The 24,134-nt window shown below is 58.6% G+C and carries 24 protein-coding genes and 2 pseudogenes; 14 read left to right on the top strand and 12 right to left on the bottom strand.

The features are described 5' to 3' along the window. Positions 1-9 precede the first annotated feature (9 nt). The 5 genes from RMR21_RS23760 to RMR21_RS23740 all read left to right on the top strand — a co-directional run bounded on the left by RMR21_RS23760 (position 10) and on the right by RMR21_RS23740 (position 4,220). Positions 10-672 (top strand): conjugal transfer protein TrbF, encoded by a 663-nt coding sequence (locus RMR21_RS23760; protein ID WP_065661789.1) that lies wholly within the window; start codon positions 10-12, stop codon positions 670-672. A gap of 16 nt (positions 673-688) precedes the next feature. Then, positions 689-1,498: a P-type conjugative transfer protein TrbG gene (gene trbG, locus RMR21_RS23755; protein ID WP_498672090.1), complete on the top strand. Its 810-nt coding sequence runs from the start codon at positions 689-691 to the stop codon at positions 1,496-1,498. Between the two features lie 2 nt (positions 1,499-1,500). Next, positions 1,501-1,941 (top strand): conjugal transfer protein TrbH, encoded by a 441-nt coding sequence (gene trbH / locus RMR21_RS23750; protein ID WP_498672088.1) that lies wholly within the window; start codon positions 1,501-1,503, stop codon positions 1,939-1,941. Between the two features lie 12 nt (positions 1,942-1,953). Beyond that, a complete protein-coding gene (trbI, locus tag RMR21_RS23745) occupies positions 1,954-3,252 on the top strand; it encodes an IncP-type conjugal transfer protein TrbI (protein ID WP_498672086.1) in 1,299 nt (432 codons plus the stop codon). Positions 3,253-3,515: 263 nt separating this feature from the next. Further along, positions 3,516-4,220 (top strand): autoinducer binding domain-containing protein, encoded by a 705-nt coding sequence (locus tag RMR21_RS23740; protein ID WP_065661821.1) that lies wholly within the window; start codon positions 3,516-3,518, stop codon positions 4,218-4,220. 2 nt (positions 4,221-4,222) lie between these two features. On the opposite strand, the gene RMR21_RS23735 is transcribed toward RMR21_RS23740, so the two are convergent. Continuing rightward, entirely contained in the window at positions 4,223-4,546 is a 324-nt protein-coding gene (locus tag RMR21_RS23735; protein ID WP_065661785.1) for a transcriptional repressor TraM, read from the bottom strand. 217 nt (positions 4,547-4,763) lie between these two features. On the opposite strand from RMR21_RS23735, the gene RMR21_RS23730 reads away from it, so the two are divergent. The 3 genes from RMR21_RS23730 (at position 4,764) to RMR21_RS23720 (ending at position 6,043) form a co-directional block, all read left to right on the top strand. Further along, the gene (locus RMR21_RS23730; RefSeq protein WP_065661784.1) at positions 4,764-4,985 is read left to right on the top strand and encodes a helix-turn-helix domain-containing protein; all 222 of its coding nucleotides are present in this window, start codon (positions 4,764-4,766) and stop codon (positions 4,983-4,985) included. Positions 4,986-5,048: 63 nt separating this feature from the next. Continuing rightward, a complete protein-coding gene (locus tag RMR21_RS23725) occupies positions 5,049-5,672 on the top strand; it encodes a DUF433 domain-containing protein (RefSeq protein ID WP_065661783.1) in 624 nt (207 codons plus the stop codon). Beyond that, complete coding sequence (locus tag RMR21_RS23720; RefSeq protein ID WP_498672084.1) at positions 5,669-6,043, top strand: DUF5615 family PIN-like protein; 375 nt, start codon at positions 5,669-5,671, stop codon at positions 6,041-6,043. The genes RMR21_RS23725 and RMR21_RS23720 overlap by 4 nt, the downstream gene beginning before the upstream one ends. 166 nt (positions 6,044-6,209) lie before the next feature. Here RMR21_RS23720 and RMR21_RS23715 read toward each other — a convergent pair whose 3' ends face one another. Genes RMR21_RS23715 through traA form a run of 4 tightly spaced genes read right to left on the bottom strand, consistent with a single transcriptional unit; the run spans position 6,210 to position 11,893 of the window. Beyond that, positions 6,210-6,833, bottom strand: a complete 624-nt coding sequence (locus tag RMR21_RS23715; protein WP_065661781.1) for a TraH family protein — start codon at positions 6,831-6,833, stop codon at positions 6,210-6,212. A gap of 17 nt (positions 6,834-6,850) precedes the next feature. Next, positions 6,851-8,014: a conjugal transfer protein TraB gene (locus RMR21_RS23710; RefSeq protein ID WP_065661780.1), complete on the bottom strand. Its 1,164-nt coding sequence runs from the start codon at positions 8,012-8,014 to the stop codon at positions 6,851-6,853. Continuing rightward, positions 8,004-8,540, bottom strand: coding sequence for a conjugative transfer signal peptidase TraF (gene traF, locus RMR21_RS23705; RefSeq protein ID WP_498672081.1), 537 nt, complete (start codon positions 8,538-8,540; stop codon positions 8,004-8,006). The genes RMR21_RS23710 and traF overlap by 11 nt, the downstream gene beginning before the upstream one ends. Positions 8,541-8,566: 26 nt before the next feature. After that, complete coding sequence (gene traA / locus RMR21_RS23700; RefSeq protein ID WP_498672078.1) at positions 8,567-11,893, bottom strand: Ti-type conjugative transfer relaxase TraA; 3,327 nt, start codon at positions 11,891-11,893, stop codon at positions 8,567-8,569. A gap of 252 nt (positions 11,894-12,145) precedes the next feature. On the opposite strand from traA, the gene traC reads away from it, so the two are divergent. The 5 genes from traC to RMR21_RS23675 are packed head-to-tail and all read left to right on the top strand — an operon-like array spanning position 12,146 to position 15,646. Beyond that, positions 12,146-12,454, top strand: a complete 309-nt coding sequence (gene traC / locus RMR21_RS23695) for a conjugal transfer protein TraC (RefSeq protein WP_498672076.1) — start codon at positions 12,146-12,148, stop codon at positions 12,452-12,454. Positions 12,455-12,458: 4 nt separating this feature from the next. Beyond that, positions 12,459-12,674 (top strand): type IV conjugative transfer system coupling protein TraD, encoded by a 216-nt coding sequence (gene traD, locus RMR21_RS23690; RefSeq protein ID WP_065661776.1) that lies wholly within the window; start codon positions 12,459-12,461, stop codon positions 12,672-12,674. After that, a complete protein-coding gene (gene traG / locus RMR21_RS23685) occupies positions 12,661-14,601 on the top strand; it encodes a Ti-type conjugative transfer system protein TraG (RefSeq protein WP_498672074.1) in 1,941 nt (646 codons plus the stop codon). The genes traD and traG overlap by 14 nt, the downstream gene beginning before the upstream one ends. Continuing rightward, complete coding sequence (locus RMR21_RS23680) at positions 14,546-15,355, top strand: thermonuclease family protein (protein WP_498672072.1); 810 nt, start codon at positions 14,546-14,548, stop codon at positions 15,353-15,355. Before traG ends, RMR21_RS23680 begins: the two co-directional genes overlap by 56 nt. 42 nt (positions 15,356-15,397) lie before the next feature. Continuing rightward, a complete protein-coding gene (locus RMR21_RS23675; protein ID WP_065661775.1) occupies positions 15,398-15,646 on the top strand; it encodes a WGR domain-containing protein in 249 nt (82 codons plus the stop codon). 547 nt (positions 15,647-16,193) lie between these two features. On the opposite strand, the pseudogene RMR21_RS23670 reads toward RMR21_RS23675, so the two are convergent. The 5 genes and pseudogenes from RMR21_RS23670 to RMR21_RS23650 all read right to left on the bottom strand — a co-directional run. Then, positions 16,194-16,364 (bottom strand): annotated as a pseudogene (locus RMR21_RS23670) (DUF736 domain-containing protein); the annotation flags it as partial. A gap of 161 nt (positions 16,365-16,525) precedes the next feature. Beyond that, complete coding sequence (locus RMR21_RS23665) at positions 16,526-16,825, bottom strand: DUF736 domain-containing protein (protein WP_024318408.1); 300 nt, start codon at positions 16,823-16,825, stop codon at positions 16,526-16,528. Between the two features lie 465 nt (positions 16,826-17,290). Further along, a complete protein-coding gene (locus RMR21_RS23660) occupies positions 17,291-18,295 on the bottom strand; it encodes a tyrosine-type recombinase/integrase (RefSeq protein ID WP_498672070.1) in 1,005 nt (334 codons plus the stop codon). Then, positions 18,292-19,209 carry a tyrosine-type recombinase/integrase gene (locus RMR21_RS23655; protein WP_498672068.1) on the bottom strand — a complete coding sequence of 306 codons (918 nt, stop codon included), beginning with the start codon at positions 19,207-19,209 and terminating at the stop codon, positions 18,292-18,294. The genes RMR21_RS23660 and RMR21_RS23655 overlap by 4 nt, the downstream gene beginning before the upstream one ends. Then, positions 19,203-20,411: a tyrosine-type recombinase/integrase gene (locus RMR21_RS23650; protein WP_498672066.1), complete on the bottom strand. Its 1,209-nt coding sequence runs from the start codon at positions 20,409-20,411 to the stop codon at positions 19,203-19,205. Before RMR21_RS23650 ends, RMR21_RS23655 begins: the two co-directional genes overlap by 7 nt. Positions 20,412-20,917: 506 nt before the next feature. On the opposite strand from RMR21_RS23650, the gene RMR21_RS23645 reads away from it, so the two are divergent. Further along, entirely contained in the window at positions 20,918-21,217 is a 300-nt protein-coding gene (locus RMR21_RS23645) for a DUF736 domain-containing protein (RefSeq protein ID WP_024318408.1), read from the top strand. Between the two features lie 36 nt (positions 21,218-21,253). Here the strand turns inward: RMR21_RS23645 and RMR21_RS23640 are convergent, their stop codons facing one another. Together RMR21_RS23640 and RMR21_RS23635 are read right to left on the bottom strand one after the other, a co-directional pair. Continuing rightward, positions 21,254-23,620 carry a TOTE conflict system archaeo-eukaryotic primase domain-containing protein gene (locus tag RMR21_RS23640; protein ID WP_498672275.1) on the bottom strand — a complete coding sequence of 789 codons (2,367 nt, stop codon included), beginning with the start codon at positions 23,618-23,620 and terminating at the stop codon, positions 21,254-21,256. Positions 23,621-23,880: 260 nt separating this feature from the next. Next, a pseudogene (locus RMR21_RS23635) lies at positions 23,881-24,030 on the bottom strand (DUF736 family protein); the annotation flags it as partial. Between the last annotated feature and the right edge of the window lie 104 nt (positions 24,031-24,134).

Below are 24,134 nucleotides of genomic sequence, written 5' to 3'. Positions count from 1 at the left end.
GAAGAACAAATGGCCGCAAACCGTGCCCCGGAAAACCCGTATCTTGCCGCTCGCCAGGAATGGACGGAACGCTATGGCTCCTATGTGAAGGCGGCTGCCGCATGGCGCATCGTCGGAGTCCTTGGGCTGGCCATGGCGGTGATCGGCTTTGGCTATGCGATGTATCTGAGCACGCAAGTTCGGCTGGTGCCGTACATCGTCGAGGTGGACAAGCTTGGGACCGCCGTCACAGCAGGCTTTCCGCAGCAGATTGAGTATGCCGACGTGCGCGTAGTGCGTGCCACGCTGGGCAACTTCGTCACGAGTTTTCGCTCGATCACCCCGGACGCAGTGGTGCAGAAACAATATATCGACCGCACCTACGCGCTTCTCCGCACCTCCGACCCGTCGACCGAGAAGGTCAACGCCTGGTTCCGAGGCAATTCTCCATTCGAGAAGGCAAAAGCTTCAACGGTTGCAATCGAGGTCAACAACATCGTTGCGCTCTCCAACCAGACCTATCAGATCGACTGGACCGAATATGAACGGGACCGCAAAGGAAAAGAAACTGGCACGCGGCGGTTTCGCGGGATCGCGACTGTAACGATCACCGCGCCTCAGGATGAGGCGACGATCCGCCTCAATCCAATCGGCCTTTACGTCCGGGATTTCGATTGGACAGCACAGCTTTAAGGGCAGGGGATTTTCAATGCACAGAACACGACTACGATTGGCAGCCGCCGTCTGCATGACCGCCCTTGCGGGGGGCGCATATGCTCAGAGCATGACGAGTAACGAACTGAAAGGTACAAATCTTTCACGGAAATGGCGCGGCACACCGGGACTGGTCACGACAGGTCCGGACGGGAAGGTCATCTTTCTGTTCGGCCAGACCCAGCCGTCCGTTATCTGCTCTCCACTGCAGGTCTGCGACATCGAACTTCAGGGTGGGGAGATTGTCCGCGACGTACTCGTCGGCGACACGGTGCGGTGGAAGGTGGAACCTGCCACTTCAGGGGCGACAAGCGGACAGGCGATCCATCTCATCGTCAAACCGTCGGAACCAGGCCTTCTGACCTCGATGGTCGTCACCACCTCCCGTCGCACCTATCATATTCAGCTCAAATCCCATCCAAGCCAGTACATGGCGCGGGTCGGGTTCGAGTATCCGGAAGATGTTTCCACCAAACTCGCCGACATCAATTCCCGTCTCGAAACGGCCGGTATTCCGGGCACTGCGCCGGAGAAACTGAACTTCTCCTATTCGGTGAGCGGCGGCGCATCGTGGAAACCGAAGCGGGTATATTCCGACGGGGTGAAGACCTACATCCAGTTCCCGAAGTCTATTTCGGGACAGGACGCACCTGTGCTCTTCGTCGTTTCAGCCGGTCAAAATCGTATCGTCAACTACCGGATGAAGAACGACATGATGACGGTCGACTATGCGATCGACAAGGCGATCCTCGTATCAGGCGTTGGTTGGCGGCAAGAGAAGATTACCATCCGGCGGGGAGGCTGACCATGCGCAAGCTTTTCGCATATTGTGTTGCGGCTGCGTTTCTCTCCGGTTGCCAGACGGCAGACGACACCTTGATAACCAACTCTGCCCCCGTTTCCATAAGCGGACCGGCCGCGAGAGCGGTCGCAGGCGACATAGCAAGCCGCCTGGCTGAGCAGTTCGTCCCGGCTGGCAGAACCACGACGATTGTCATGCACAACGATAAGTCGGAATTCGCGACTGCCCTCGAAGCAGCCCTGAAGGGCTGGGGTTACAGGGTCGTCCCGGACGGCAAGGTACCCAAGGGTGCCACGCTCGTCGAGCTTGCTTATGCAATCGAGGGCTTCGACGGACAAATTCTGGCCCGGGTATCAACTCCGTCGATCGCACTGAGCCGTGCATATGCGCCGAGTGCGGTCGGCGCAGCGCCGATCAGTCCGCTTTCAATCATGCAGCGCAACTGACGGAGATTTACAATGGTTCAGTCGCTCCAGCTCAGCACGTCCAGCCAATCAGACGAACAGAATGGCATGCGCCGACTCAACCGCTTGCCGATCATCATAGCAATCATTGTCGTCGTGATTTTTATCGGCGTTGTTGTCATTGGCCTGTCACTGCGCGGACTTTCTTTCAATCGTGGGAACTTCGATGACGTTTCGAACAGCCCCGCGACTAGTTTCGGGGATCAACTCAAGCGCGGTATATCCGATGGAATTATTGGTGAGCCGGACAAACAGGAGGTTTTCCAACCGGCACCTGTCGAAATGGAAAAATCGGAGAAGCAGCAACCGATCGTCGAGCGCCAGTCAGTTGAGCGAGAAGAAAGTGGGCAAAGTCTCGAACCGGAAGAGGTCTGGAAGGCTCGCCTGAAGCGAGAGCAGGATGAACAGTACATGCGAGAGGCGCAGCGCCAACGCATGGCCCGCATTCAGGCTGGTGCCACAGCGCTCGATTCGCCGCTGAAGGTCGACGTTTCGGATATCGATAGTACCGGGAATACCAAAAGTGACATCGGCCGACAGCCAGCCACCAGCGCTGCGAACAGGACATCCGATCTATATGCTGCGGCACTGCAATCTGGCTTGATGGGACAGAACGCAGATCAGAGCGGGCAAGCATCGAAGGAGGATTTTTTCAACCAGGACATCAAGGATCTCGGCTATCTGCCGAACCAGGTCGTGCCGCAGATGTCACCCAATGAATTGAAGCGCGGATCGGTCATTCCCGCCACATTGATCACTGGGCTCAATTCTGACCTGCCGGGCCGTATAACTGCTCAGGTCAGCCAGAACGTCTATGACAGTGCCACCGGCCACCGGCTTCTCATCCCGCAGGGTGCAAAGCTGTTCGGTCGTTACGATTCCAAGGTGTCGTTTGGCCAAGAGCGCGTTCTTGTGGTCTGGACGGACCTTATTTTCCCAAATGGATCTACTCTGCAAATCGGCGGCATGGCCGGCACGGATGCCGAAGGATATGGCGGCTTCCGGGACAAGGTCGATCGCCGTCTGTGGAGGACTTTCGGTTCGGCAGCGCTGGTGGCATTGATCGGAACCGGGATCGATATGTCGATGCCTCAAAGTTCGACGCTGGCGACACAGGATACAGCCTCCGACGCGGCACGGCGAAATTTCGCCGAGAGCTTCGGTCGCGTTGCGGAAGAAACGATATCGAAAAACCTGAACGTTCAGCCGACGATCAACATCCGACCGGGCTACAAGTTCAACGTCCTTGTTGACCAAGACATGATTTTTCCCTCGACCTATAGCCTACGGTAGATTTTCACGTCGATATTTTCAAGCAACGCTTGTACATACTAGTAAGATTCTGCGTTAGTTTGTCACTTTTTTGACAGTTAACTCTAGAAACGCTCGGAAAAGCTGAGTATTATCAATATCGCAACATTTTTTGGCGATCTCGTCGTAAACTCAGATCCGTCACTGCATTCGCAGAATGGCCTATGGCCGAACAGTTTATATTTAAGAAATTTCGGTGTCGCCTGGTTCGGGCCATCTCGCATTCGCCGCATAGGAGAAAGTTAGTGGACGGTCACATTCGCTCACTCATTGATATGACTGAAGCCGCGCATGATGAGCGCATGATCAAAGGTGCACTGAAGATATTTGCGCATGCATGTGGCTTTGAGCGTTTCGCATATCTCCATACCGAGGGGTTGGACCTGCGCACCTTCAATTCTTATCCAGAAGATTGGCAGGGCGTTTATCTCAAAAGCCGATATTCCCGCATTGATCCCGTCGTTACGGAAGGCAAACGTCGCATGGAATTGTTCTCGTGGACGGCTGACAATTGGGCGGATCGTGGAAGTTCCGAACTCAGACGATTTCGTGACCAAGCGGTCGATCACGGCATCAGGAGCGGCGTGACGATACCCGTTGAGGGAAGTTTCGGATCGACGATGATGCTAACATTTGCATCCTCAGCCCTGACAACTGACGTTTCAAAGTTGCAGGATCCGCACATGGCGTACCGGGCAGTTCTAGCGATCCATTACCGTTTAAAGATCATTGCTGCGACGACGATCATTTCGCCAAAAAGAGTGCTTTCATCACGAGAGGCTATGTGTCTCATGTGGGCGACAAAAGGCAAAAGCGCGCCGGAAACCGCAATGTTGACAGGGATCAAATCGAGGACGGTGCAGCATTATCTGGATAAGGCGCGAGAGAAGCTCGAAGCGGCGACTGTTCCCCACCTCGTCGCAATCGCCAAGGACCACGGTCTGCTATAGAGTCAATCGTCAACATCTGGGGCAACGTCAGGCACGTAGCCGAGCGCATCAATGATTTCCGAAAGTTCTTCTTGCTGGGCTTCAGACTTCTGCTGGCGCGCGGTGTATTCTCGCTGCAAGTTTTCGACTACAGCGCTCGACGCCGTAGGATCAGATGAGGCGCGGGTCCATTCTTCGTAAACAGCTTCGTCGGCGTCGATTAGGCGGCGGTGCACTTTGATCGCAGCGATCGCCAGAGCTTCCAATTCTGACTTTTGCATTAAGGTGAATTGTGATTCTTTGTGTTCTGCCTCGTCGTTACCGTCGGCTGAGCCTGCATTATTCATCCCTCCGCTCCTACCTTCATTTCGCACCATCTGATACCGACGGTTCACCCATATAAATTGCCAACCCTTACATCCGCAATCACTGAGTCCAGGAATAGCCTCGGTTCTTGGGTCAACACGGAAACCGTTTCCAACTCGAACCATCAGCGCAGATCGGCAGAGCGTTTACATACTTTAGTTGATAAACTCAAAGTGTGTAAACAGCGATCTTCTGCGCATGGACATGCGCAAACTGGTCGGCTCGAACTTTGCACGCCTGCGTCGGGAGAAAGGCCTGACCCAGGAAGAGGTTGAGGCGCGCTCTGGTTTCAGTCAACAATACCTGAGTAGTCTAGAACGAGGGCGGCGCAACCCGACCGTGATTACGCTTTATGAACTCGCTCAGGCCTTGGATGTCAGCCACGTCGAGTTAATTTGTCCAGTAAACGAGAGAGAGTAGAGCGAGCCGACGGCCTTGAGATTACGCGCAGTATCGTATATATTCTCCTCAAGGAGAATGATTATGGTTGTAGCACTTCGTGAATATACGCCCACTGAGGCGGCTGCCGTGAGTGAGATCGGCATTAAATCGGTACATAACGCAATCGACAAACGAATCATTGGAAGTCTGTCTTCCAATTCGCGCAGCCGTGCGATCACTGACGACGATCTGTTGCGCCTGAAGCTCTGGTTCGGCGTCGGTTCAATCCTTTCCGCCGAACGCAGGAAGCGCCTTTTTGCCGCCATCGACGAAAATCCTGAAGCCGACACCGTCAGAGCGGACGACTATCTGATCGTCGACGTTGCGAGAGCGAGGGAGCATTTAACCGCGCGTGGCGAAGCGCTCAGGGAAGCGGACAAGATCATACACAGCGTGAAAGGCGTGGTTGGCGGCGAGCCGGTCTTCAAAGGCACGCGCGTTCCAGTCCGAACGATCGCTGCGATGAAATTGCAAGGCGCCGCTACGGACGAGATCGTCGAGGGCTATCCAGCTCTTACTACGCGTATGGTGGACCTCGCCGAAATCTGGGTAGCGGCTCATCCTGCCCGTGGGCGGCCACGAAAGTTGTCGGAACAGGGACTGAAAGTGAAGTCGGTGAAGCGCTTGCCTCTTGAAGCCGAAAAGCCCTCGGGCAAGGCTTCGTGAAGTTCCTCGTCGATGAATGCCTGCACACGTCTCTCGTGGCTGTGGCTCAAGAGCACGGCCACGATTGCTTTCACGTCAATTGGCTGGGCCCGAGCGGCGAGACCGACTGGGATCTGATGCCCCGAATCGTCGCGGAAGACTTTACATTCGTTACGAACAACGCCCGTGATTTCAGGAAACTCCATGCGCGAGAGGATCTGCATGCTGGCCTTGTGATCATCGTACCGCAGGTCCTACCAGTGCAGCAGCGGGAATTGTTCACGCTCGTTTTGCAGGAACTTGGCGGTTCTCCGGACCTGGTGAACGAGGTGATCGAAATCGCCATCGACGGGGAAGAGGCTCTACTGACGCGCTATGCACTGCCAGAGTGAAGAACCATACCCGCCAATTTGTACAGATCGATCCAAATCTCGGTCCGTCGGCGTTGTATATTTGCTCACACTAATTTCATGCGTTGGAAACACACTAATTTGATGCTCTCGGACCACCGCTGGTAAGTAGTTCGACCGACGTTCCTCACGGGAAGACGACCTCACGCTATGGCTGAGCACCGATGCGAGATAAGTCCACCCGCATCTCCGCAGTGCCTATTTTCTTTTCGTCCAAGGATTCCACCTCAGTCTGCATGGGAGCCTCGGCATCGACCGTAGCCGCCTCCGCTGTATCAGCAGCCTGCGGTTTCTTTTGGTTGGTTATTGCCCTACCCGGATCCTCCGCGTGAAAAATACTCACACCCTCGAACTCACCGGTCTTCCAAGCATAGACTGCATCCTCGAACATTTGCTGGAACACGTCTTCTCCAGTGGGATTACCATACCATTTCGCGACGATCCTGAGGACCTTGGCGAACATCGCCGTCCCTATGCGAAGGTTTTGGCACGCATCGACAAGGTCGGGTTTCAGATCCGCGGGTTTTGTCACTCCCACACCAGCAGGGAGCTGGGTCAGCCCAACGCGAACAACCGCATGGCCAGCATATTGCCGCACAATCGCCATAGCGTCCTCTACCGATGCTGGTTTCGGAACAAGAATCATTCGACCGCCGGATTTGACGGTCACGGTGAGGGGATCGGCCGAGCCCGCTGCCCTCACAAATTGCTCCACGATCGCGGGTTTGACGAAAGGGTCTGCGCATTCCTTTATCAGTGCGGCGTCGAGCATGGAGTGTTCCTCGGCTTTCAAGAGTTAAAGGCAACGACAAGCGGTTTTGCGAAGAGCTTTGCCCACGAAGTCGCTGTGGCACGCTGGATGGCAATGATCGACGTCCCTCTGGTCCACCAGCCATTTCCCACGGCAACGACAAAATCCGGGTCGTGCAGCATGGACTGGAGGATCGGCCACACGAGCAGTTGCTCGTAGCAGATCAGCGGCGCTGCCCGATTGGCGCCGATCGGGATTACGGGGTTCGCAAAGAAATCCGCCCTTGCTCCACCGCTCTGCCCGAACAAGGATCGCCATGGTTGCCACATCGCGCCAGGAACCGGCATACGTTCCCGATAGACGATGCGGCCACCCCTGCTGTCGATCGCGACCAGGACATTGTCATACCCGGTGGCGTCAAGCAGCGCGGCACCAGCAATAGCCGTCTCCCCGCTTGCACGGAATGCGCCGGCCCAAAGCCGCTCGACAGTCGGTGTCCAGAAGCCAAGCGTACTTTCGGGAAGCACCACGTAACGTGCGCCATCGCTGGCCGCATTCTGAAACGTTTCTCTCAAGTCACGTTGGCGTTGAAGACCGGCGTCCCGACCAAGCGAAGCGCCCATTTGCAGATCGACGCCGCGCCATCCCTCAGGTAGGGTCGGATCGGTCCAGATCGCGGCGGACCAAAGCCACAAGCCTGTCAAGGCAGTGGCAACAGCTGGCCAAGTGCGGGTTACTAGGCCCACAAGGCCAGCTGTCATGAACCCAAGTCCCCACCATCCCCATCCTGGAAACACAACACCCGCGGCTGTGACGGGATGCGCCCAGCCCGTGATGCCGAATGGTGGGATGGCCATGACGGCTGCTGCCACAAGATAGCGAAACGGACGGACTCCGCTGTTCCTTGTCCAAAGTACCGTATGCACGGCAACGAAGCCCAACGACGCGCACAGCCAGAGCAACAACCCCGGCCAGATATCGGACGAATAGAAGGCGGCGACGCCCTGTGGCAAACCTCGCGATGCGGCCAGGAAATATCCGGCCGATACACATGCCGCCACCAATCTCGTTCGCGCGATTGACCAAAGAACGGGAAATCCCAGCGCAACCGGCAAAAGCAACACGTGGCCGCTCCAGCCCACCAAGCCGATCGCGATGGAAGCGAAAACGGGTGCAGCCGCCCGAAGATCTTCACGGCGCATAGGTGAGGACCTCCTGCGCCAGACCGAGAACGCCAGAGGCGGGCACCGGACCGAAGTATCGGGCGTCGTAAGAGCCTGGAAACGAGGAGTAAAGGAAGACATGTCCTGGCGGAATGGTGCCACTCGGAAAGGGCGTCAACCACCGACCTTTTCCATCGCGCAGTGCGATATCTGAGGAGGGGGCCCTCCTTCCATCCACGCTCACGCTGTCGCCGATTTCGACATGCTGTCCTGCAACGGCGATTACTGTCTTGATCAACGGTGCGAAACCGCCTGGGCAGGAACCAGAGTGGAAATAACCTCGTGCCCTAGCTGCACGCATCGCCACCGTTTCCGGTGGGCAGATGAACAAGAGGTCGTCGACTGCTGCCGGTCGATGAAGCGGGATGATACGCCACAGGCCGAGTGGCGCGCTCGGGGTCAGATTGATGCGGTAACCGCCGGAGACGGCGGTTACCACCAGCAGGATGGCGGCTACGGCCACTACCGACAGAGCCACTATGGCTCGTCGCTGCTGAGCGGTCATGGACCGGAGCGTTTCATTTCCCGCCCTCATTTCAGCGAGAGCCCCTGGCTCTTGGTCTGTCGCAGCGTCTCGGCCTGTTTGAGCGCTTGGGTCGTTCGTTCATGCGCGCCAAGCTGCTGGACCGTTCGCATGGAATTCCATGCGGACTGGATTTCGGCCTTCTGGCCGACCGTCATGCCTGATGTGACGGTCTCGAACGTCCTGCCATCAGTGTCTTTCGCGGCCAAGGGCAGGAAGGTCCGCTCCCCGAAACGCTCGGACACAGCCTTGGCGAAGCCTTCGAGTTCGGCCTTCACCATTTTGTCGGCGAGCGCGTATTCGAGACCTGCGGGCAAATCGTTGCGATCGATGGCATCGCGCACGCGTTCAAGCGTTTGCCTGGCGGCTGGAGAGAGCGCCGGGATGTCGACAGAAACCTTGAGCCGGACCGCGCGCTCTTCCTTCTCATGTTTGACTTCGGCCTCGGCCCGCTCACGAAGGTAACGTTGAAGATTTCGGGCGAGTGCTGGCACATTGGCGATGGCTTTTTCCCGGTCCTGCCTGTCCCCACGGCTGGCGAACAGACCGGTCTTTCCCTTGAGGGCGCCGAAGCTTTCTGGCTCGTGCGCGATTTTTGCCAGCGTGGACTGCGCGACCGACTGGTCCTTCAACATGGTGTCGACATCGATGGCCTTGAAGGCTGCTTGCGGATTGGCATAAACGAGATGAAAGCGGGTCGAGACGTCGTCCCATTGCGTCTTGAGGCCGGGGTCAGTGGCAAGCTTGTCCTCGACAGCCTGGTCGAGAGATTTGGGGAAGATGGTGATGCCTGATACCATGGGCCTGGCCTCCTTGATTGTATCGGTGATGGTGTGTTTGTTGCTGCCGCGGCCAAGCCCGAGCGCTGTGCTGATGGCGGCAAGACGGGTGCCAAGGTCGGCGAGTTTGTCTTTTTGCCGGACGGCCCATTGAAGACGATCCTGTGCGATCGTGCGGGCGACGTTCATGAGATGCAGGCCGCGGGCCTCGGCAAATCGCAACGCATGGCCGTAGAACGACGCCTGCTCGTAATCGAGGGTCGTCTCCTTGGCGTTTTGGCGCGACAGCATCGGAATGAGGCCGCCCGCCTTGGAGAAAGAGCGACTGCCGTAGTAGACCGCGAGATCCTCACGGTGGCGGGTCATGGCCACATAGGTGAGATGTCGGTCCAACGAGAGGGAGGCCAGCACTTTCACCCGGTCGACGGTGGCACCTTGGGCTTTGTGGATCGTCGTCGCATAGCCGTGACCGAGAGTGTTGTAGACGCGCTGCTCGATCGTTACCTGGCGGCGGTGCTCGCCGTCTCCAATCTCAGCGACAATCCGGCCGGGTGCAGCCTCACGCACTTTTGCGAGCATGCCGTTCTTGACGCCAAGGCTACCCTCGTTCTTGAGGAAAACGATCTGGTCGCCGGTGGCGAACATGCGGGTTCCGTCCTCTGTCTTAAAGGCAAAACCGTCTTCGACGACGCCACGCTCGACAAGTCTGGCGCGGGCCATATCGTTGAGCTTTCGCACATCACGACGGAGGTGTGCGAGGATCAGGCTGGTCCTGGAAGGATCGTAATCGCGATCCCAATCGGCGATCAGTCTATCGACCGCCTGTTCCTTGAGGTCCAATCCTCTCATGTATCCATGTGCGCGATAGGCATCGACCGCTTGGCCGACGTTACCGCGCGCCAGGTCAAGCGAGGCATCGCGCATCCATTGCTGGCGCTGACGATAGATCGTCTCGAGTTCGGCATAGCCAATGCGATCGGCGATCGCACGGAAGGCAGCACCCGCTTCGATCGGTTGGAGCTGTTGCGGATCGCCGACAAGGACGAGCTTGGCGCCGGCCTTGGTGACGGTTTCGACCAACAGCGCCATCTGTTTCGACGAGACCATGCCGGCCTCGTCCAGCACGAAGACGCATCTGTCATCGAGCTGGTTGCGTCCCTGGTTCCAGCGAAGCTCCCACGACGACAGCGTGCGGGAAACGATACCCGCTTCCTTCTCCAAACCTTCGGCGGCTTTGCCAGCCAGGGCACCGCCGACCACACGATAGCCCGCCGCTTCCCACACTTCGCGCGCCGTCTTCATCATCGTCGTCTTGCCAGCGCCAGCGCGACCGATGACAGCGGCAATCCGCGCGGGCGCAGCGACATGGCTGATCGCCGTTCGCTGCTCATCCGACAGACGGGAATGGCGAGCAAAGGTCGCCTGCAGCACAGCCTTTCGGACGCCATGAGAGGTGCTGCCGGACAGCCAGGTTGCACGATGGGCCATCCCGGCTTCAAGCCGGATCATCTCGCGCGTGGTGTACTTTGCTGGAGAACGAATGCCAGTCGCAAAGTTGATCCGCTCGCGTTCCAGCCGGAGCGCTTCCGGGCTTTGCAGAATGCGGATCATCAGACTTTGGAACAGCGCGACATCGTCGATATAGCGGTGCAGGACCTTCGCAACATCGCGCTCGTCGAAGACACTCTTCTCGCGTGTGATCAGGTCGAGCACGATCTCCGGACGGCGCTGGATACGGCTGGCGTTTTCGCTGCGACGCTGCTCCTGGATCTCGATGCGCTCGAGGTTGATAGCCGGCCTTTGCTGCTTCCGATCGATCTCTTCGGCCTTGCGCTCGATGGCTTTGGTGCCGACGCCGAGGTGGATGGTTGGCTCAAGCTCGATCCCCTGCTTTTCGAAGGAACGGCCATCGATGCGGATATCGAGACCGGCGAGCGCCAGATGTCTGTTCTGGCAGGCAAACCAGCCGTCGCGAAACGCGTTGAAGTCCTGCGTGTCACCGGCCCATAGCTGATAGACGATCTTGCCGGCATCATTGCGGATTGGCGTGCCATCCGGGGCTGTTACCGCGACCTTCTTTGAACCGAAACCGTCTTCGGTCAGCGGGCGCAATGTGGTCATGAGATGGACGTGGGGATTGCCGGGGGCGTCGTGGTAGACCCAGTCGGCGATCATACCCTTCGCGATGATGTGGCTTGTCACAAAGTCGCGCATGAGCGCGATGTTCTGCTCGGCCGTCAGCTCGAGCGGCAGGGCTATGGTGACGTCCTTGGCGAGCTGCGCGTCGGATCGCTTCTCGAAGTCCTCCACCTTGTTCCAGAACGCCTCGGATGCGCCAGCGACCGAGCGATCGGCCATCATGCTGCGCACCCATTCCGGCGCGTCATCAGGGATCACGAACGCCTCATGCAGGAGCCCCTGCTTGCGGGTGTAGTCGATCGTGCGGGCTTCCCGGTCAAACTCCATCCTGGCACAATGCCGGTAGGCCACTGACAGGACGGCGCTGCGGCCGGAGCCACGGGCGACGATACTGACGGAGAAGTGAGGGACGGCCACGGCGGAGTTCTCTCCCGGTTGTGAACGACATCAAAGCGTTCGTCGGGAACGGCGGCCCACCAGGCTCTGTCAGCAACACGTCGCGCCAGCGACGTATAATTGCGCCCTTGGAAGCCGTCCTTACGAACGGCCGGGATCATTCCCGAAAGCATCGCCGGTGGCGATTGTAGGATTCACAGTAGTGCATCCCGCGCTCCATTCCGAAAAACTGGGTCCGAAAGACAAGCTTTCTCACCCAGGAGACGATCGGACATGAAGAAGCCATCCTCGAAAATCCGCGATGAAATCGCAAAGCTGCAGGAACAGCTCAAACTTGCCGAGACGAGAGAAGCCGAGCGGATCGGAAGGGTCGCGCTCAAGTCGGGTCTTGGCGAGATCGAAATCGACGAGGTGGAACTTCAGGCAGCGTTTGAGCAACTGGCGAAGCGATTTCGCGGAGGCCATGGGGCAGACAAGGGCGTCACGAGTGGAGGAAAGAAGAGCCCCGGCGACAACAGCGGAGAAGCGTCGACCGCGGCGGACGCATCTGGCGCAGGCGCGGGCAGCGGTGGTGAGGCTTGAGCGTATGGCGAGAACGATGACATCCGACGCCCGCAAGAAGGATACGCGTGAAAAAATCGAGCTCGGCGGCCTGATCGTAAAAGCCGGGTTGCGTTATGAGAAGCGCGCGCTGTTGCTGGGCGCGCTTCTCGATGCTGCTCGCAGAATGAAAGGCGACGAGGAGGAGCGCTCCAGGCTCACGGCAATCGGTGTGGAGGCCTTCGGCGATGACCATCAGTAGGGTTGCGCTCGTGCTCGTGCCGGGGACCTTGATGATCCTGACTGTCATTGGAATGACGGGGATCGAGCAATGGCTTTCGGGTTTCGGTAAGACCGAGGCCGTGCGACAGGCTTGGGGGCGGGCGGGGATCGCATTGCCCTATGTGGCGAGTGCGGTGACCGGAATTCTGTTCCTGTTCGCGAGCGCCGGCTCGATCAACATAAAGCAGGCTGGTTGGGGCGTCCTTGCAGGATGCGGTGGGACGATCCTGGTCGCAGCGGTCCGCGAGACGATGCGCCTTGCTGCCTTTACGAAGACGCTGCCAACCGACAAGACGGTCTTTGCCTTTCTCGATCCGGCAACAGCGATCGGAGCGGGCGTAGCACTGATGTGCGCCTGCTTCGCAATCCGCGTTGTCCTGATGGGCAACGCCGCGTTCGCACGGCCCGAGCCGAAACGGGTTCATGGCAAGCGGGCGCTCCATGGCGAAGCGGATTGGATGAAACTGACGGAAGCCGCGAAGTTGTTTGCGGAGAATGGCGGTATCGTCATCGGGGAACACTATCGGGTAGACGAGGACAGTGTCGGAGCCCGGGCGTTTCGTGCCGACAGCGCTGAGACATGGGGTGCCGGTGGCAAATCACCCTTGCTGTGCTTCGATGGCTCGTTCGGCTCGTCGCACGGGATCGTTTTTGCCGGGTCCGGCGGCTTCAAAACGACGTCGGTGACAATCCCGACGGCACTGAAATGGGGCGGCACGCTGATCGTGCTCGACCCCTCGAACGAGGTCGCGCCGATGGTCTCTGCGCATCGCGGCGGAGCGGGGCGGGACGTGTTTGTCCTCGATCCGAAGAAGCCGGACGTCGGCTTCGACGCCCTCGACTGGGTCGGACGTTTCGGCGGAACCAAGGAAGAGGACATTGCCTCCGTTGCCTCATGGATCATGAGCGATAGCAGCGGCGCGCGCGGTGTGCGTGATGACTTTTTTCGCGCATCGGCGCTGCAACTGCTAACAGCGTTGATTGCCGATGTGTGCCTGTCCGGTCATACGGAAAACGAGAACCGGACGCTTCGGCAGGTGCGCATGAACCTCTCTGAGCCGGAGCCGACACTGCGCAAGCGGCTTCAGGATATCTACGACAATTCGGGCTCGGACTTCGTGAAGGAGAATGTCGCAGCCTTCGTCAACATGACGCCGGAAACCTTCTCCGGTGTCTATGCCAATGCGGTCAAGGAAACGCACTGGCTTTCCTATCCGAACTATGCTGCCCTCGTATCGGGAAAGAAGTTCTCGACCAGCGACATCGCGGCAGGAAACACCGACGTCTTCATCAACATCGACCTCAAGACCTTGGAGACCCATTCGGGTCTCGCGCGGGTCATTATCGGCTCGTTTCTCAATGCCATCTACAACCGCGACGGTCAGATGCGGGGGCGTGCGCTGTTTCTCCTCGACGAGGTGGCCCGCCTCGGTTACATGCGGATCATCGAAACCGCGCGCGACGCCGGACGCAAATACGGCATCACCCTGACGATGATCTACCAATCCATCGGCCAGATGCGCGAAACCTATGGCGGTCGCGACGCGGCGAGCAAGTGGTTCGAGAGTGTCAGCTGGATTTCGTTTGCCGCTATCAACGATCCCGAAACCGCCGACTACATCTCCCGACGCTGCGGTATGACCACCGTGGAGATCGACCAGATAAGTCTCAGCTCCCAGGCAAGGGGATCGTCGCGAACACGCTCGAAACATCTCGCTGCCAGGCCACTCATCCAGCCCCATGAAGTGCTACGCATGCGTGCCGACGAACAGATCGTCTTCACCGCGGGAAATGCACCGTTGCGATGCGGACGAGCTATCTGGTTCCGGCGAGATGACATGAAGGCTTGCGTTGACGGGAACCGTTTCCATTCCAACGCATCTGTTCCACCAACAAAAACAAAATGAAGTGGAAAGTGACGTGACACACAGGATGGGGTGGCGGGTAGGTGCGAAAGATGCCGGTGTGGCGCTGCTAGTCGCAATCGTAGCCGGTGCTGCATACACGGCGCTGGGCGTCGATCTTGGGATTTCTACTTCGACTGCGATGGCCTCTCCGCTGTCGCTTGACACACAGTCGGCCGATTTTTCTATCTGCGGGAACAGTCGCCGCGTAAACTGCATCGTTGACGGCGATACATTTTGGTTTCACGCCAAGAAAATCCGGATCGCCGATATCGACGCGCCTGAACTCAGCCCGCCCCGATGCGAGGTCGAGCGTGCGAAAGGGGAAGCGGCAAAGCAGCGGCTGCTTGCGCTTCTCAACGGCGGAAAGTTCTCAATTACCGCCACTGGCAGGGACCAGGACCGCTTCGGTCGCGATCTGAGGATTATCACCAGGAATGGCCGCTCAATTGGCACCGTGCTCGTGGAGGAAACCTCGCACGCCGGTGGGACGGTCGTAGACGACCGTGGTGCAATCGATTTGACTAGTTCTATCGTGCCCACTCGCGGCATGGTCTTTCTGCAGCCCGGTCGGCTCTACCAAGTCGTGCCTTATGCGGCACCTAACTGCGAGAGGATCGTGACCGACTGGCCGAAACCGCGTAGCCGGGTTCGGGGAGCAAAGCGAGTAGAGCCGCAGGGCGAAGCCGTCTCGCACGACTATCCGGCGGGCTGTTTCATCACAATAATGAATCGAATGGTGTCGACCGATTCATAACTCTCGTTGGACGAGAAAGGTAGGATCGGCGAATCTGTCCGTATGATCTACCAGCCCTATCACATCTATACAGAACGAACGGACCCGACGAAGAACATGGCCCGGTTCTATGCCATGGAAATCTCCCGAAGCTTGTTCGGAGAGCCATGCCTCATCCGGCGCTGGGGCCGCATTGGAGCGTCCGGGCAGAGCATTGTGCATCATTTCGAAAACGAGCACGATGCTGTGGTGCTCTTTCTCGACCTTGCCCGGCACAAAAAATCGCGCGGCTATGTGCCCAGATCGGCGTAAAGACGCCAGAGATGATAGACACGCGACATCGCGGGTATGATCTCGAACAGTTGGCGCACCCTGATCAGAGCCATAAATGGCTATTCGAGGCCAAGATGCGCCCTCAAGGACGCTCGTAAAAGGAAAGTGGCGACAATATCATCGATTGCGTGGCCATAAGACACGCTTACTTAAGTCAGCAGTTGGCGCAAATTTGCCGAGGCAGCTGTTTGCCCCATGGTCAAAGGCGCGATTACTCCACAGAGGTCGGTCTCGACATCCGGCAGGCCTGTATAAAAGTGATCGCGTCATTGGAGTGATCAATCGGGAACACGGCTGACCTCCCTTGCAACACAGACCATTAAATGCGGGCGCTCATGAAGCGATCGCGAGAAATTGGGGGAACCGCTCGTCCTTGACGCGGTCGCCTCGGCCGGCAACCTCGCTCGATCTGAGCAGCTATCTCCTGATTCCGTGTGGCATCAACAAAGCCGGGGCCGGAAGACGCCCGTTCCCGGCTCCATAGTCCGAGGGAAGAGGCCCGCCCGATGGGCGGAGCCTCAATGCCTCAATCGCGGTTCTGTCGGGACCAGATCAGCTGGTAACCATCCTCGCCTTCGACTTCGGTCAGGGTTGCGTAGATCGGAGCCGGGAAACTTGGGTCGTCCAGCTTGACCGAGAGGTAGTCGCGATCGCTCTCAGTGGACCGCTTCTGCCAAGCCGCACCCAGCTCGACATTATGCGGTTCACCGCATAACACGGATTATGCAGAGAGCGGGATTATGTGGAGTGTCGGTCGCTGAAGACTGCTTTTGCCGGTGTTTGCGGTGGATTTTACTCCGCATAATTCCGGGGGTTGATGGGTGGCGCCCCGCTGTGAGCGGAGCGCCGTGGTGGCGGTCAGCGGGACCAGATGAGCTTGTGCTCGCCTTTGTCGCCCTGAACGAGGGAGGCATAGACCGGAGCCGTGAAGGACGGATCGTCGAGCTTGAGCGAGAGGTATTCGGCGCCGGTTTCCCGGGCGGTCCGGCTCCAGCCGGCTCCGAACTCGACACCCGTTGCTGTGACCCGGAAGTCCGGGGCGCGATCGTTGTCGCGGTCGCAGGGTTTGATGGATGCCTTGACGTTGAGGGTGAGGGTCTTGATGGTGCCGTTGTAGGCGCCGGTTTCGTCGCGGGTGAAGGTGCCGATCTGAGCCATTGTCGTTTCTCCTGAGAGTTGTTCGAAGCCGCCCGATGCGGCCTCGATGGCGGTCGAGAGGCGACGGGTTGGCCTGCTGCATCCAAAGGACCACAGCGCCAGCGGAGGACGGCGGTAGCCGAGCTTGTTGCTTCGCGAGGAATGGCCGCGCTTGCGGTCAGGGGAAGAAGGTCGGCGAAGCCGTTGCAGGCCAGGGCCGGACCGGCGCCAGACCAGCCGAGATGAGAGGCCGTATCGGGGCTTTGCGGCATTGTCGGCAGAGAACGACGTGGATGATCGCCTCATCATCAGCAGGAACACCGCTGTCGCAGCATCATCGCTCCTACCGATATCATTGCCCGCATGTTCCGGGCCGACGACACCAATCCCGCCCGACATGGTGCCGGCCATGTCAAGCAGGATGCCGGTGGAACCAAGCGCATCACGCGGTGCGCCGAAGCCGCCTCAGATCTGTAACCGATCCGATCACGCCGGTGTTTCCAAGTCCGAGAGTAGCGATGCGATCAAAGCATCCGGTGCCTTGAACCGTCCGCGTCGCAGTTCTGGCGGGACGACCGCCTCGACCGCTTCCAGCTTTTCGGTAGGATCCATGCGCAGGTAGACCTCCGTTGTACGAATGTCGGTGTGACCCAGCCACAGGGCGACCTTCCGGATGTCATGGGTAGCCTGTAGCATAATGACTGCGCAGCTATGTCGAAGCTGGTGCGGCGAGACGTTCTGATCACGCAGCGAAGTGCAGGTTTCCGCCGCCTTGCGGACATGCTTGTCGAGGATATACTCGAATCCCGCACGCGTCATCGCATCCCCTTGTGCGTTGACGAAGAGTTCCGGCACTCGGACCAAGCCCCTGATGCTCAGCCACGCGCGAAGGTCTCGAGCCGTGTCCTTCCACAGCGGTAGGCAGCGCTCCTTACGGCCCTTGCCCTGAACCATCACGGTCGCGCCGTGTCGAAGTGACAGGTTTTCTGTGAGAACGCCGACCAGTTCGGAGACCCGCAAGCCTGCCCCGAAGCAAAGGTGCATCATGGCCCGGTCGCGCACGCCAAAGCGTGTCGCAAGATCGGGAGTGTTGAGGATTGCTCGCATTTCCTCCATTGTCAGGTGACGGATGAGCTTCTGGTCGTGGCGCTTGGCCGGGATCGCATGGACCCGACCGATCTGCTCCAGGGCGGAGGGCACCTTGTGCTCCACATACCGCATGAACGTCTTGATGGCAGCAAGCCGAACATTGCGCGTGGACGCGCTATTGCCGCGATCGTGTTCAATGTGACCAAGGAAAGCGACGATCATCGGCGCGTCGAGGTCCTCAATCATAAGCAAAGATGGACGGGTACCCAGCCGTTTCGCCACATAGTCGAACAATAGTTTGAAGCAGTACGCATAGGTCTCGCAGGTTTGCGGACTGTAACCTCTTTGGCGGGGCATATATTCACGCAGAAAGCTGGTGATGAATGGAGCGAGCTTCGTCATACGTCACTCTCCTCAACCAGCTTTTCCGCGGCCGCTGCGATGTCGACCATCATTTCTGGCGTCGCCTGAAGATACCAGTATGTATTGTGGATACTGACATGACCCAGGTAGGTCGACAGGGCGACGAAGTGCTTGGCAATCGTGCCGCGCTCGGCGCCGCATTGTTCCAGGACACGGGTTGCGAAGGTATGTCGAAGATCATGGATGCGCGGCTGCCGACTTCGATCCGGCGCGATGCCCGCTCGTCGCAGGATGCAGCGGAATGCATAGTTCACCGTCGATGGGTAAAGCTGTCGGTGCTTGACGGATGGGAAGAGCCAATCGCTCTCGCCTGCAAGCTGGCATCGCGCGTCAAGATAGCCTTTGAGCGCCTCGACGACGGTCGCGTGCAGCGGCACTAACCGGCTTTTACGGAACTTGGTTTCGCGAATGTGCAACACGCCGTCATGCAGAATGTCATCAACCCTGAGCGCAAGAGCCTCGGAGACACGCAGTCCAGTGGATGCAATCAACCCAAAAAGCATGACGTAGAGTTCGCGACGCAGCGGATTGGGCCTTTGGCGCCTTAGATGACCGGTAGTATCGAGAATCCGGGCTATCTCGTCCGCTGTATAGATGTAGGGAACCGGCCTATTGGTGATCCGCTTGATATCTGGGGGCGGTATCTCGTGGCGAGGGTCTTCCGCCTGCAGGAAGCGAGCAAACAGGATAATGGCTGTCAGGCGATGCGCCATGGCGTTTGGGCTTTTGGCCGCCATGGGCAACCACGTAAGAGCTGTTGCAGTGCGAATGTGGCTCTCGCCGCGTTCCGCTGCAAAGCGCGCGAACGCGAGAAGATGCCGCTCGGCCTGGACAAGCTTATAAACTAGCGCCCGGCGCAGACTGATATAGCGGTTGACGTCGGCACTCAGCATGGCAGCCTCCCGCCCCATGGTTGCGCGATCTCGGACAAGAGGCCGATGTCTACCTTGGCGTAGAGCGCGGTCGTTGATGGAGAACGGTGACGCAACACGGCTCCAACGCCGGCAAGGCTTGCGCCGTTACGCAGCATCGCAGTCGCCGCCGAGTGCCGGAGCACATGCGCCCCTCGATGGATACTTTCAATCCCCGCTCTGTCGAGCCCGCGGCGCACGATACATTTCACGGCAATTCGGCTGAGTGGCCTGATCGGTGCAATATCCGTCAGGAACACTCGAGTCGTCGCAATGCGCGGCCTTGCCCGCTCGATATAAGCTAAAATGGCATCGCCAACGTCTTGAGGTAGCGGGAGCCGTTCCTCCCGCCGGGCCTTACCGACAAGCGTTATTCGGCCATTTTTCCAATCAATGTCACAGAAAGCGAGATTAGCGACTTCGCTGGCCCTGAGGCCCAGCCGAGCCAGGAGCAGCATGACAGCGCGGTCGCGTAACCTGCTTTCTCCGTCACAAGTGGCAAGGAGGCGGTCGATATCACTTTGGCCAAGGAAACGCGGTGTCGTCGCCAGTTGCCAGCTCGCAAAGCTCGGAACCGCATATTGCCGGCCGATTGGGCATTGCCCGATCGCCACAAGATATTTGAGGTATGCCCGCGTTGCGACAGTGATACCCTGAGCCCGAGCGCGGCCATGCGGTTTCGCGCGATCGAGCACGAAGCCACGGATCGCGGCGGCCGTATAAACGTCCGGATCAGTGCCGAGCGACACTAGAAGATCGATCAAGATTGGCTGATAGGTATCGAGTGTGGAATCCTTGATGCCACGCTGCTCCCTCATCCAGCATCGGAACGCGGCAAGCGTCGGCCAGGTCTCTTCCAGCGACGGGTGCAGTTCTGGAGGCAGAATGTTCTTCTCGTGCAGATACGAGAGGAACAGCCCGGCCGCACCCTGTGGAGCGCGGGCAGTCTTGCTACCCTGGAACACCGACGCCGATGCGGCGAAGCCAACGGCGAGCGTTTCGATCTCGAAGCCGGTCGCTCGCACCCAGTCACTCCACAGTGCCAGCAGGCGCACCACCTCGACGATAGTCGCGGGCGAATAATTCCGCTGAGATAGCCATCCGTTGAACCCGTCGATATGTGGCTGTAGCCAGTTGATACGAACACCGACGCTGCGGCGATGTCTGTACTTTCGCTTTGTCATTCTGTTTTCCTCGATTTGCTTGTTAGCGCCGGAGAAGTCCGGTGCGTCGAGCAAATCGAAAGTTTCAAATCCATTCCAGCAATCGGTGGGCAGCTTATCCGTCCTCATTTCCAATACGCCGAGTTGGCCTCTCCGGGTGGGCGTATCTTGCCGACCCTCAAGATGATGGTGATGACATCGGTAGGGGCGATGACGCTGGGATAGCGGTGTTCATGTTGATGTGGCTCTGATCATCCACGTCGTTCTCTGCCGACAATGCCGCAAAGCCCCGATACGGCCTCTCATCTCGGCTGGTCTGGCGCCGGTCCGGCCCTGGCCTGCAACGGCTTCGCCGACCTTCTTCCCCTGACCGCAAGCGCGGCCATTCCTCGCGAAGCAACAAGCTCGGCTACCGCCGTCCTCCGCTGGCGCTGTGGTCCTTTGGATGCAGCAGGCCAACCCGTCGCCTCTCGACCGCCATCGAGGCCGCATCGGGCGGCTTCGAACAACTCTCAGGAGAAACGACAATGGCTCAGATCGGCACCTTCACCCGCGACGAAACCGGCGCCTACAACGGCACCATCAAGACCCTCACCCTCAACGTCAAGGCATCCATCAAACCCTGCGACCGCGACAACGATCGCGCCCCGGACTTCCGGGTCACAGCAACGGGTGTCGAGTTCGGAGCCGGCTGGAGCCGGACCGCCCGGGAAACCGGCGCCGAATACCTCTCGCTCAAGCTCGACGATCCGTCCTTCACGGCTCCGGTCTATGCCTCCCTCGTTCAGGGCGACAAAGGCGAGCACAAGCTCATCTGGTCCCGCTGACCGCCACCACGGCGCTCCGCTCACAGCGGGGCGCCCTCATTCGATCACATAGCCCAGCGCGCGATAGCCCAATCGTCGCTTTGCCGCCATCCGGGCCAGAACGGGAACGGTGCTATCGACGTAATCGACGACCAAGACGTCTTTCTTGCCATCATGCTGACGATGCAGACGTCCGACATATTGCGCCAAAGTTCCTTTCCAGGCGATCGGCATGGTGAGGAACAACGTGTCGAGCCGGGCGTCATCGAAGCCTTCCCCGATATAGCGCCCTATCGCAAGTATCAGACGCTCATCATCGTCTGCGACATTCAACGCCGTGTTGGCTTGCTTGCGATCCTTCGCCGACATGCCACCGCGTAGCACCACCAGATTTTTTACAAACGGCGAGAACTTCTGCTGGAGATAATCGAGGTGATCCTTACGCTCCGTCAGCAGTATGGGCGAACGTCTGGCCTCAAGGGATTTCAGCACGTCATCGAATATCAGGTCATTTCGGCCTTGGTCCTGCGCAAGGGCCGCATAGATCGCTGGCATTGACGGACGCTCGGCCGAGACGAGTGACGTTGGCAACTCAAACTTCGTCGAACGGTCGCGGGCACGGTGGCGAATACCACGCTCGGCAGCTTGAACTCTTGCATCGACCCGATGGCGAACGGGGCCGCATTGCATGAAGATAATCGGATGATGTCCGTCTTTTCGGGCGACCGTCGCTGACAGGCCGACGACATATCGCGCCTTGGATCTGCGAGCGACAAGTTCAAAACTTGCAGCGGACAGATGGTGGCACTCGTCGACAATCAGATGACCGTAATTGCCGACGATGTCATCGACCTCGCCATTCCTAACCAGGCTTTGGATCAGCGCCACATCAATGATCCCTGTCGGCTTCCTTTTCCCGCCACCGATAATGCCGATCTGCTTTGGGTCGATGCTCAAGAAGGAACTCAGACGCTCTACCCACTGGGTGAGAAGCTCCCTGCGGTGAACAAGAACCAGCGTGTTGCGGCTTCGATGTGCAATGAGTGCAGCTGCGACAACTGTCTTGCCGAAGGCGGTCGTGGCGGCGAGCACGCCGTTATCGTTGGCGACAAGAGCATCAAAGGCCCGCGATTGTGGCCGTCGCAGTTCCCCTTGGAACGAGACGCCGGCGGGTAGCGCATCTCCGTCTTCGCGGTGATCCTCCAGAATGGCGGTCGTGCCATGGCTCTTAATGAGCTCAATTGCTTCGTCGAAGCAGCCTCGTGGCAGCGCGACATGGCGTGGATGAAGCTCGGCACAGGAGATGATCCGCGGCTTGCCGAATGTCGGCAATCGCATTGCTTGTGCACGATAGAATTCCGGGTTCTGGAATGCTGCCAGGCGCACGAACTGCGCAATCAGCGCGGACGGAAGCTCGGTCCTATCGATGTAAACCTGGTCGGCAATCACGACCTTGATGCTTTGCGGAATCGTAGCCTCAATTCGCCGCGGCTCGCTACGACGTGACGGCAACATCTTCCACGGCTCATCGGCGTGTTCGTCATCGACTGGCATCCGGACGCCCAAGACCCGCCCCGACAATTCGGCTTCGTCGGCGATCCTGAAGACTTCGTCCGCCGACAACCTGGGTAAAGACGACAGGTATGCCCACTGGTCGTCGTAGGGTTGCAGGTCGCCATCGACAAAAACGCTATTGCCATTTTCTCGGGCTTTCCTTTGCAGGGGAAGCGCGATCAGATTGCCGAAGCCGCCAAGTGGCATGGTATCCTGGTTGGGAAAGAAACGGTCATAAGACGTGAAGCCGATCTCGGGGCGGTTTTCCATCGTCTCTGTTATGAGCGCGGCACCAAGTTGTCGGGCGATCTTCGCGGGAACGGGTTTTGAGAAGAATATCCAGACATGGCCGCCGTTTCCCGACCTCGACCGTTCGAGGGCTGCTGCAATTCCTTTTGCATGACAGGTTGCCAGCAACGCTCTGGTATCGTCCGCCCAGCTTTCCTTGTCAAAGTCGGCAGCAAGGAACCAGCATGTCTCGTCTTGCAGCAATGGATATACGCCGGCAACAAAGTCGCTTGAGCGGGCATCGCCGCCACGAAGGTGCCTTTCTATGATATCTTCGGAATATGGGATGAACGCCTGATGCGGGCAGTCGCCGCATTTCACCTTCGGCTTGCCGCAGATTCCTTTCGCCCACTCGTTGGAACAGGATGGCGAATAGCCGGTGCGTCCATCCTTTCTATTTTCCCATCGTACAGGAAAGACATCGGGGCGCCCGGCAAACAACTGCCGGAATAACTCCACCTTCTCCATCGACGGCGAGCTGTTGGTAACAGGGGCATCGGTGAAGGCTGGCTTCTCCGCGGCAACCTGGCTATCGGAAATCAGCTGTTGCTCAAACACTTCCAGCTCACGCTCAAGCGCCATCCGCTCGTCATTCAGATCGGCTAACCGCCGTCGAATGCGAGCAATGTTCTCCCAAGCATCATTCTTTTCCGCCAACTTTTCAGCTTTCGCCTAAATGATCGTCGGGATCAGCATAGGCCAAAGACGTCTGCATTTTAAGACGCACTATCCATCTCAGCGGCACAGAAGGCTCCGGGATTATGCGGAGTAAAATCCACCGCAAACACCGGCAAAAGCAGGCTTCAGCGACCAACACTCCGCATAATCCCGCTCTCTGCATAATCGACAGCGCCGGCGTAGATGCGGAACTGCGGGCCCTTGTCTGAGGGGTTTTCGACGCGGGCGATGCGGGCCTTGACGTTGAGGGCGAGGGTGCGGATGGAGCCTGTGAAGCCGGCTTCGGTGGAAGTGAAAGTGCCGATGGTTGCCATGGTAGTGTTCCTTTGCTTGTTCGGGCCGCACCATTGCGGCCTCGATGGCAGTCGCAAAGACCGGAGACGATCGGACCGCACCCGCCGGGGTCCCCTTCGCGCCT

This window comes from Agrobacterium sp. rho-8.1 (assembly GCF_033957725.1).
Classification (GTDB): domain Bacteria; phylum Pseudomonadota; class Alphaproteobacteria; order Rhizobiales; family Rhizobiaceae; genus Agrobacterium.
The sequence above is the reverse complement of the archived record's forward strand: the minus strand, read 5'-3'. Positions and strand labels throughout refer to the sequence as shown.

Coding starts and splice junctions, on each gene's coding strand:
- traC (WP_498672076.1), top strand. CDS start 12,146: ATGAAGAAGCCATCCTCGAAAATCCGCGATGAAATCGCAAAGCTGCAG.
- RMR21_RS23665 (WP_024318408.1), bottom strand. CDS start 16,825: ATGGCTCAGATCGGCACCTTCACCCGCGACGAAACCGGCGCCTACAAC.
- RMR21_RS23710 (WP_065661780.1), bottom strand. CDS start 8,014: ATGCGCCGTGAAGATCTTCGGGCGGCTGCACCCGTTTTCGCTTCCATC.
- RMR21_RS23640 (WP_498672275.1), bottom strand. CDS start 23,620: ATGGCGCTTGAGCGTGAGCTGGAAGTGTTTGAGCAACAGCTGATTTCC.
- traF (WP_498672081.1), bottom strand. CDS start 8,540: ATGACCGCTCAGCAGCGACGAGCCATAGTGGCTCTGTCGGTAGTGGCC.
- RMR21_RS23735 (WP_065661785.1), bottom strand. CDS start 4,546: ATGAATAATGCAGGCTCAGCCGACGGTAACGACGAGGCAGAACACAAA.
- trbI (WP_498672086.1), top strand. CDS start 1,954: ATGGTTCAGTCGCTCCAGCTCAGCACGTCCAGCCAATCAGACGAACAG.
- trbG (WP_498672090.1), top strand. CDS start 689: ATGCACAGAACACGACTACGATTGGCAGCCGCCGTCTGCATGACCGCC.
- RMR21_RS23655 (WP_498672068.1), bottom strand. CDS start 19,209: ATGCTGAGTGCCGACGTCAACCGCTATATCAGTCTGCGCCGGGCGCTA.
- RMR21_RS23725 (WP_065661783.1), top strand. CDS start 5,049: ATGGTTGTAGCACTTCGTGAATATACGCCCACTGAGGCGGCTGCCGTG.
- RMR21_RS23675 (WP_065661775.1), top strand. CDS start 15,398: ATGATCTACCAGCCCTATCACATCTATACAGAACGAACGGACCCGACG.
- RMR21_RS23650 (WP_498672066.1), bottom strand. CDS start 20,411: ATGACAAAGCGAAAGTACAGACATCGCCGCAGCGTCGGTGTTCGTATC.
- RMR21_RS23730 (WP_065661784.1), top strand. CDS start 4,764: ATGGACATGCGCAAACTGGTCGGCTCGAACTTTGCACGCCTGCGTCGG.
- RMR21_RS23715 (WP_065661781.1), bottom strand. CDS start 6,833: ATGCTCGACGCCGCACTGATAAAGGAATGCGCAGACCCTTTCGTCAAA.
- RMR21_RS23760 (WP_065661789.1), top strand. CDS start 10: ATGGCCGCAAACCGTGCCCCGGAAAACCCGTATCTTGCCGCTCGCCAG.
- trbH (WP_498672088.1), top strand. CDS start 1,501: ATGCGCAAGCTTTTCGCATATTGTGTTGCGGCTGCGTTTCTCTCCGGT.
- RMR21_RS23645 (WP_024318408.1), top strand. CDS start 20,918: ATGGCTCAGATCGGCACCTTCACCCGCGACGAAACCGGCGCCTACAAC.
- RMR21_RS23660 (WP_498672070.1), bottom strand. CDS start 18,295: ATGACGAAGCTCGCTCCATTCATCACCAGCTTTCTGCGTGAATATATG.
- traG (WP_498672074.1), top strand. CDS start 12,661: ATGACCATCAGTAGGGTTGCGCTCGTGCTCGTGCCGGGGACCTTGATG.
- traD (WP_065661776.1), top strand. CDS start 12,459: ATGGCGAGAACGATGACATCCGACGCCCGCAAGAAGGATACGCGTGAA.